Raw genomic sequence first — 8,389 nt, forward strand, 5'->3', positions numbered from 1 at the left:
TCAGTAACCGCCTATCCTCACCGGCACTGGGTGCGCGCCGAACGGCGCACGCCCGGGCTCCTCGCGTACCCGCTTGGCGCGGGACGGGCCGAGGCCGGCAAGCCATTCGAGATAGAGCGCGAGCGCGAGCTGCATGGCGATGCCGGCTGCGATCAGCAGCGTATCGTAGGCCAGGCCTCCCGGATTGATCAGCTTCAGCACCTGCGCCGCCATGGCCAGCAGCGTGCCGGCGACGAACACAGGCAGCGAGCGCTTGCCCAGGATCGCCAGGGGGTTGTCGGGCCGGACTCGGAACAGGTTGGAAACCGTCGGCAGCGCCACGATCAGATAGCTGACCGACAGAATGTGCAAGAGCCGCGGCAGTGACAGGAAGGTCTTGTCGAAGCCGCCGATCACCACCGGCAGGTTGAACCAGGTGATCTGACCCCAGAGCGGACTGTGCACCCAGATCGCCGCGCCGACCACATAGATGCCGGCGGCGCCAAGCAGCCACGGATTGACCGGGATCCGCCCGCCGCGCTTCACATGCAGCATGGCGGCAAGGCCGATGTTGAACAGGAACTGCCAGGACAGCGGGTTGAGAAACCAGAGGCCGGGCTCCGGATAGTTCGGTGGCGCGATCTGCCAAATGCCGGCGGCGAGCCAGAGCAGGCCGGACACGATCAGCGCCGGCATCGGCCGATAGCTGACGAACAGCACGAACGCAGGCGCCGCCAGAAGCAGCGCCGCATAGACCGGCAGGATGTTGTTGTAGCCGAGCTGGTGGCCAAGCATGACGATGCCGACCAGCGCCTGCGGCGTGTTGCGCATCAACGGCTCGATGTTGATCATCGTCAGCATTTCCGGCCGGTGCACGAACAGCGCGGCGGCGCAAAACAGCGCGATCACCACCATCGTGATGACGATGTGGGAGATGTAGAGCACACCGGCGCGCCGCCACATCTTCAGCGTCGCGAGCAACCGGCCGCCCGGCTTGAACTTCGTGCCGTAAGCCAGCGCCACCGAGATGCCGGAGATCAGCACGAAGGCTTCGGCCGCATCGGAGAAGCCGAAATTCTTGTAGGTCCAGTCCTCGAAGACCGTGCCGGGAACGTGGTCGATGAAAATGGTGAGCAGCGCGAGCGCGCGCAGCACGTCGATACGTGTGTCACGATCGTTGATACGCGTATCGCGCTCTCCGACCCGCTTATCGCGGTCGTTAGGAACAGGGGTGGTCATCGACAAAAGGCCTCAAAGCTGGTTGTTCATAGCCAGCAATGCGACCCCCGGGGCGCACCGCTTCGATTCCTCCCGTGGGAGTGTATCGCCGCAGAAACGGACTGAAATGCGCCCGGTTCAATCAACTTTCGCGGAGCGCGAAAACAATCCGTTTTGAAGCCGGCAAATCAACAAATCTCTCATGGAATCAAGTGGATATGAGCGCTTCCGAATATAACGACGAAAACAGCATCCTGCGCCGGGATCTCACCTTCCCCTACCGTCTGCTGAGGCCGGCAAACGCAAGCGGCGAGTGCCTGTTCGTGCTGCATGGGTCAGGTGTCGACGAGACGACGATGCTACCGCTCGCGAGGCAGATCGCGCCGCACGCGGTTATTGTGGCAGCGCGCGGCCGCATCCGCCAAGAGGAAGGATTTCGCTGGTTCGAGCGAATCACGCCGACCAGCTTCGAGCAGGTCTCCATCCGTGCCGAGACATCAGCCTATGCCCAATTCGTGACGGACGTCGCGGAGGTGCAGGGGCTCGACCTGCAGCGCGCGACTTTCCTCGGCTATTCCAACGGCGCCAATGTCGCCTCCAGTCTGATGCTGCTCCACCCCGGACTGGTCAGCCAAGCGGCGCTGTTGCGGGCGATGCCGGTGCTCGACAAACCGCCGATGACCGACCTCGGCGGAACACGTGTCTTGATCGTCGCCGGCGCCGCCGACCAGACCTATGGCCCGTTCGCGCCCGCATTGGTGACGCTGTTCAGCGAGCGCCACGCCGAGGTCGACGCGCGCATCGTCTCCTCGGGCCATGAATTCGGCGATGCGGACGCCGCGATCGTGCGGCAATGGCTGGCAGCGCCCGTAGCGGCCGCCTGATCTGGCCGGCCAGGCGGGCTTCGGTGCGGCAATCAAAAAGGTCGACCCCGCTCGCAATACGGGTTCAGGAGCATCGTCCGGGCACGCGTCGAGGAACGAGTGCTCGATCGGCCGCCAGGGGAAAGCCCTCACCCCTGCCCCATCCGGTTCCAGGCGTCCAGACCGGCGATCTTGTAAGCCTCGGCCAATGTCGGGTAGTTGAAGGTGTTGTTGACGAAGAAGTCGACCGTGCCGCCGAGATTGATCACCGCCTGGCCGATATGGATGAGTTCGGTGCCCTCGCCGACGATATGGGCGCCGAGCAGGCGGCGCGTCTCGACCGAGAACAACAGCTTCAGGAAGCCGCTTGAGACGCCCATGATGTGACCGCGCGAGGTCTCGCGAAAACGCGCAAGGCCGACCTCATAGGCGGCGCCGCTTTCGCGCACCGCGGTGGCGGCAGTTTGACGCCGAAGGCATGGCAGGCCGCCACCCGGCCCTGCTCCATCGACGTCGAGGCAAGGCTCGGGAAGCCAATGACGTCGCCGGACGCGTAGATGTTCGGCACGCTGGTCTGAAAGGTGTGCGGGTCGACCTTGATGCGGCCGCGGGCGTCGGCCTCGATGCCGACCATGTCGAGGCCGAGGCTGGCGACGTTGCCGGTGCGGCCGGCGGCGTAGAGCACCATCTCGGATCGGATGGTGCGGCCATCCGCCAGCGTCACCTCGGCGTGGTCGGGTTTCGAGGCGACCTCCCTCACCGTGCTGCCCAGCCGGATGGTCATGCCGCGGTCGCGCATCTGATGGATGAAGTCGTCGACGATCTCGCGATCGATGAAGTCGAGGATGGTGTTGCGTGGCTCGACCAGTGTCACCGGGACGTCGAGCGCGGAAAAGATGGTGGCGTATTCGACGCCGATGACGCCGGCACCGATCACCGTCAGCGTGCGCGGCAGATGATGGAGCTCCAGCATCTCGTCGCTGTCGAAGACCCGCTTCCTGTCGAAGGGCACGTCGGCCGGCCGGTGCGGCCTGGTGCCGACGGCGATCAGCGCATTGGCGAAGCCGACCTCGCTGTAGTCGCCATTCTCGGCGGTCAGGCTGGCCTTGTTCGGCGTAAGGAACTTCACTGCGGCGCGCGCGCTCTTCACCGTGTTGCGCATGAACTGATGCTGCAGCACCTCGACCTCATGGTCGAGCGTCTTGTGCAACCGGTCGACCAGATCCGAGATCGAAATGTCCTGCTTGACCCGGTAGCCGCGCCCGTAGAAGCCGCGTTCGCGCCAGCCCGAGAGGTTGAGCACCGTCTCGCGCAGCGTCTTCGACGGGATGGTGCCGGTATGCACGGAGACGCCGCCCAGGCACCGGCCCCTGTCGACCACCAGCACCGACTTGCCGAGCTTGGCCGATTGCACCGCGGCGCGGCGGCCCGAAGGGCCGCTGCCAATGACCAGCATGTCGTAGTCCATGAACCGTCCCTTTGTGCGCCGCAGCAAGCTAGACCGGGAAGAATGTCATGTTCAACAGCCAACACCATTCCCCGACGGACGAATCCGCAATGCAACCGAATGCATGCGAAACCTTAACTGGACAGCAAGGCTTACGTGCAATGGTGCCAGCGAGGGATCACTTGGGGTAACAGAGTTGGCGATTTACAAAAGTGAGTCCCTTATCAGGACAGAAACGGGGTTTTGGTCCGGGCTGCGAAGCAGCGAGACCCTCACCGATCTGCGCGAGGGCCTGTTCCGTTTCATCGCGCTGGCCGTCGCCGCGGTCTTCGTCTATCGCGGCGCGTACCATATGGTCATCGATCCGGGCCGGCTGAACATCCTCCTGCTCATGATCTCCGACGTGCTGACCTTTACCTGGCTGCTGCTGGCGCGCCGACCGATTGTCCGCGACTGGAGCCCTTTCACGGTGTTCATCTCGCTGACGGCCGGTTTCGGCTCGGGTTTCGTATCGCTCCAGGACGGCATCGCCATCATCCCGCTCTATATCGCGGCGCCGCTGCAATTCCTGGCGCTGTGGCTGGTGATCTGGGGCAAGATGTCGCTCGGGCGGTCCTTCGCTATCCTGCCGGCCAATCGCGGCGTCGTCACCGGCGGCGCCTACCGCTTCGTGCGGCACCCGATCTATGCCGGCTATCTGGCGGGGCACATCCTTTTCCTGCTTTCGAGCTTCTCGCTCTACAATTTCACCGTCTATGCGATCATCACCCTGTTCCAGATCCATCGCATCCTGCGGGAGGAGCGCATTCTGGCGCTGACCGAAGAGTATCGCGACTATCTCGGGCGAGTCCGCTACAGGCTCTGCCCCGGCATCTTCTGACATCGCGCCCGTTCGTTGGCCGGCATGTTCCTTGAATTCCGGGCCATTCTCACCATCTGAGAAGGCGGAAGGCACATACGAGTGCCGCGATCGAGGAACGACATGAACGCACGCGTATTGGACGGAGAGATCATCACGACGAGGTTCGAGGACACCCGCGCCTATCGCGGGGTGCGGACAAGGCGCATCTTTGCCTTTCTGCTCGACTATTTCTTCGTCGCGCTGCTGACCATTCCCTTCGCCATCCTGGTCGCCATTCTCGGGCTGTTGACCTTCGGCCTCGGCTGGGCGCTGTTTTCGGTGCTGGTGCCGATGGTCGCCATCCTCTACATCTGGAACACGCTGGGCAGCCGCGACCAGGCGACGACCGGCATGAAGATCATGGGCATCCGCCTGGAGAAACTCGACGGCAGCCGCATCGACGGCATGACGGCCGTGGTTCACTCGGTGCTGTTCTGGGCCGGCAACGTCATCCTGACGCCGCTGGTGCTCCTGGTCACGCTGTTCTCCGACCGCAAGCGCACGATGCACGATTTGCTGCTCGGCACCGTGGTCACCCGCACCGATATCTGACGGTGTCCAGGGCCGCGTTCATCGAACCGCCGCGCCGCCTGCGCGTAAATATGAACAGGTCGAGGCCGTCGCGTCAGCACAATCCTGTTGAATTTTTCGTCGGCCGGGCCAAAGGTAGGGCGATTCGCAGGAGCGTTTCCAAGATTAGATGACGCAGCATCCGACCCAGTCGCCGCAGTTCTTCCTGACCGCGCCGTCACCGTGCCCCTATCTGGAGGGACAGTTCGAGCGCAAGGTGTTCACGCACCTTGTTGGCGACAAGGCGCCGGAGATGAACGATCTGCTGACGCAAGGCGGCTTCCGGCGCTCGCAGAACATCGCTTACCGCCCGGCCTGTGAATCGTGCCGCGCCTGCGTGTCGGTCCGCATCCTGGCACAGGAATTCAGCCCCAGCCGCAACATGCGTCGCGTCGTCCAGCACAATGCCGACCTCGTCGGCGCCATGCATGACGCGCAGCCTTCGACCGAGCAATACTCGCTCTTCCGCGCCTATCTCGATGCCCGCCATCGCCGCGGCGGCATGTCCGACATGACCGTGCTCGACTATGCGATGATGGTGGAAGACACGCATGTCGACACCAAGATCATCGAATACCGGCGGCGCGGCCCCGACACGTTCATCACCGGCAAGGGCCATGGCGAACTGATAGCTGTCGCGCTCACCGACAAGATGGCCGATGGCTTGTCGATGGTTTATTCCTATTTCAATCCCGACTTTGAGGACCGCTCTCTCGGCACTTTCATGATCCTCGACCACATCGCCCGCGCCAAGGCGATGGGCCTGCCCCACGTCTATCTCGGCTACTGGGTCAACGGCTCGCGCAAGATGAACTATAAGATGCGTTTCATGCCGCAGGAGCATCTCGGCCCGAAAGGCTGGGAACGCTACGACCACGAAGCGGTCAGTCGCTAAGACAAGTTTTCCCGAACCGCCCTTATAGTGTTTCAAGGGAGAAGACGCTGGTCTTGCACGCCCTCGCGCGAGAGACGTGCAAACGCGCCAGCGCTTGCTCCCGCTTTATTTCGAGACGGTTATGACTTCCCACACCGATCACCAGAAAGGCCTCCTGATCACCGCCATCGGGGGCTTGGTACTGAGTATCGATATCCCGCTGATCCGGCTCGCGGACGGCGAAGCTTGGACCATCCTTTTGCTGCGCACCAGCTGCACCTTGGCGGCGGCGCTGATCATGTGGGCCGTCTGGCGCTCATACAGCAAGGATGCGCCGCAACTCATACCCGGCTGGTCGGGGCTGATCGTGGCCGTGATCTACGGGCTCGGCGCGGTCGCCTTCATGACAGCTGTCTACCATACATCGACAGCCGATCTGGTCTTCATCCTTGGCTTCAACACCGTCTTCGCGGCGCTGCTGTCGTGGCTGTTCCTGAAGGAGCGGCCGCGGCCGCTGACCCTTGCCGCAATGGCGCTGATGATCGTCGGCGTCGCCATCATCGTCGGAGATTCCGTCGGCACCGGGTATTTGTTCGGCGACCTGATGGCTTTGTGCTCCGCCTTCCTGATTGCCTGCGCCATCACCATCTCGCGTGCCAGCGACAAGGACATGGGCTTTACCGCGCTGATCGGGGTAATCCTGCCTTTCGGGGTGGCGGCGTTCATGGTTTCCAGGACCGGCTTCCATGTGGCGGCGCCGTGGTGGATCATCCTGAACGGCGGCGTCGTCATGCCGATCGCGTTCTTCTGCCTCGCCAACGGACCGAAATATATCTCGGGCGCGGAAGTCGCGATGTTTTATCTGCTGGAAACGATCCTGGCGCCGGTCTGGGTGTGGATGATCTTCGCCGAGACACCGTCACGCAACAGCCTGATCGGCGGCGGCATCATGATCGTAACGCTGGTCGCGCATTCACTGTGGCAATTGCATGAGGGCCGCAAGCGACGTGCTGCGCTTGCCGTGGTTCACCCGGCCTGAACTTTCCTCGACTCGGCCGCCGCTTCGATCTGCGGCGGCCCGCCGGCCTCGTCGGCGACAGGCGGAAGCTCGTCCATGATCTCGACCTCGCGCAGCCATTCGCGCCAGATGGCGACGAGCAGCGCCATCAACACCGGGCCGATGAACAAGCCGAGGAAACCCATCGTCTTGACGCCGCCGATCAGGCCGAAAAAGGTCGGCAGGAACGGCAGCTTGATCGGGCCGCCGACGAGCTTGGGCCGCAAGGTCTTGTCGACGATGAAGAGTTCGACCGCGCCCCAGATGAAGAGCGCCGCGCCAGCGAAAAGCTTGCCGCTGGCGGCGAGGTAGATCGACACCAGGGTAAAGGAGAGCGGCGCACCGCCGGGGATCAGCGCCATGATGCCGGTGAGCGCGCCGAGCGTCACTGGCGAAGGCACGCCGGCCAGCCAATAGGCGATGCCGAGCACCAGGCCCTCGCCGATGGCGATGATGGTCATGCCCGTCACGGTCGAGGAAATGGTTGCCGGCACGACGCGCGAGATACGCTCCCAGCGCGCCGGCAGGATGCGTTCGCCGAGGCGATCGATCTGGGCCGCGAAAGCTTCGCCGTCGCGATAGGCGAAGAACAGCGCGATCATCATGAACAGAAGCGTCAGCATTAGGCTGAACGCGCTGCCGCCGGCGGCCAGGGCGCCGCGATAGATGCTGCCGATGTTGGAGCCGCTGATCAGCTGGATCAACTCGCCGATGCCGCCGGGGTGGCCGAGATAGACCGTCCACTGCTCGTTCAGCCACTGGCCGACCACCGGTATGGCGGCGATCCAACCCGGTGTCACCGCACCGTGGCGATTGGTCTCGATCGCCCAGGTGACCCACTCGCGCAGCTCATTGATGGCATAGGTGCCGGCAAGCGCGATCGGCACCACCAGGAAGGTGAGGATGAAAAGGATCGCCAAGGTCGCGCCGACCGTGCGGTTGCCGCCGACGCCAACGAGCAGCCGGCGGTAGAGCGGCCAGCTGGCAAAAGCGATGACGAGCGCCGCCAGCACCGGGAACAGGAAGCCGTGGAAGAAATAGACGCCGGCAGCGACGATCAGCACCAGGAGCCAGCGCGCCGCCGACAGCGGCGGGATGACGGCTGCCCTCAGCGGCGTCGACAGGCCGAACAGGCGCTGCCCCGGCTTCTGGATTTCAGCCCGCTTCAATCCGGTGTTTCTCCCTGCCGATGGTTCATGGATCTTATGCACCATCATAGTGCAGCAATCGTGACGATAGTCCAAATGATTGGGCGTCTCCCCCCTTGAGGGTCCCTTGAGGGGGAGATGTCGCCGAAGGCGACAGAGGGGGTGCTAAACGCGTGGAGCGCCAGCGCGTTGTGCGACAAGACTGCGTCGGCGATCTGTGTGAGACGCCCCCCTCTGGCCGCTTCGCGGCCATCTCCCCTCAAGGGGCATATGCGCTAAGATAGCTTTGGCATGGCTTGAAATTTGCGCTTTCGAGGTGGCTCGCGCCAACG

At 63.5% G+C, this 8,389-nt stretch carries 7 protein-coding genes and 1 pseudogene; 5 read left to right on the forward strand and 3 right to left on the reverse strand.

Annotated features, from left to right (window positions below):
* Entirely contained in the window at positions 1-1,218 is a 1,218-nt protein-coding gene (locus tag LB528_RS19900; RefSeq protein ID WP_224716024.1) for an OpgC family protein, read from the reverse strand.
* A gap of 197 nt (positions 1,219-1,415) precedes the next feature.
* Between LB528_RS19900 and LB528_RS19905 the strand changes: the two genes are divergently transcribed.
* Positions 1,416-2,081, forward strand: coding sequence for an alpha/beta hydrolase (locus LB528_RS19905; protein ID WP_224509105.1), 666 nt, complete (start codon positions 1,416-1,418; stop codon positions 2,079-2,081).
* Between the two features lie 128 nt (positions 2,082-2,209).
* Here the strand turns inward: LB528_RS19905 and LB528_RS19910 are convergent.
* A pseudogene (locus LB528_RS19910) lies at positions 2,210-3,528 on the reverse strand (NAD(P)(+) transhydrogenase (Si-specific)).
* Between the two features lie 175 nt (positions 3,529-3,703).
* Here LB528_RS19910 and LB528_RS19915 point away from each other — a divergent pair.
* The 4 genes from LB528_RS19915 (at position 3,704) to LB528_RS19930 (ending at position 6,891) form a co-directional block, all read left to right on the forward strand.
* Positions 3,704-4,387, forward strand: coding sequence for a methyltransferase family protein (locus LB528_RS19915; protein ID WP_224716025.1), 684 nt, complete (start codon positions 3,704-3,706; stop codon positions 4,385-4,387).
* 102 nt (positions 4,388-4,489) lie between these two features.
* Complete coding sequence (locus LB528_RS19920) at positions 4,490-4,960, forward strand: RDD family protein (RefSeq protein WP_224716026.1); 471 nt, start codon at positions 4,490-4,492, stop codon at positions 4,958-4,960.
* Between the two features lie 148 nt (positions 4,961-5,108).
* On the forward strand, positions 5,109-5,873 hold the full coding sequence (locus LB528_RS19925) for an arginyltransferase (protein WP_224509099.1): 765 nt from the start codon (positions 5,109-5,111) through the stop codon (positions 5,871-5,873).
* Between the two features lie 121 nt (positions 5,874-5,994).
* Positions 5,995-6,891: a DMT family transporter gene (locus tag LB528_RS19930; RefSeq protein ID WP_224509096.1), complete on the forward strand. Its 897-nt coding sequence runs from the start codon at positions 5,995-5,997 to the stop codon at positions 6,889-6,891.
* Here LB528_RS19930 and LB528_RS19935 read toward each other — a convergent pair.
* Complete coding sequence (locus LB528_RS19935) at positions 6,879-8,078, reverse strand: AI-2E family transporter (RefSeq protein WP_224509093.1); 1,200 nt, start codon at positions 8,076-8,078, stop codon at positions 6,879-6,881. The two genes, LB528_RS19930 and LB528_RS19935, sit on opposite strands and share 13 nt — an antisense overlap.
* Positions 8,079-8,389: the final 311 nt, after the last annotated feature.

The organism is Mesorhizobium sp. CA4 (assembly GCF_020165075.1).
In the GTDB taxonomy this organism is placed as follows: domain Bacteria; phylum Pseudomonadota; class Alphaproteobacteria; order Rhizobiales; family Rhizobiaceae; genus Mesorhizobium.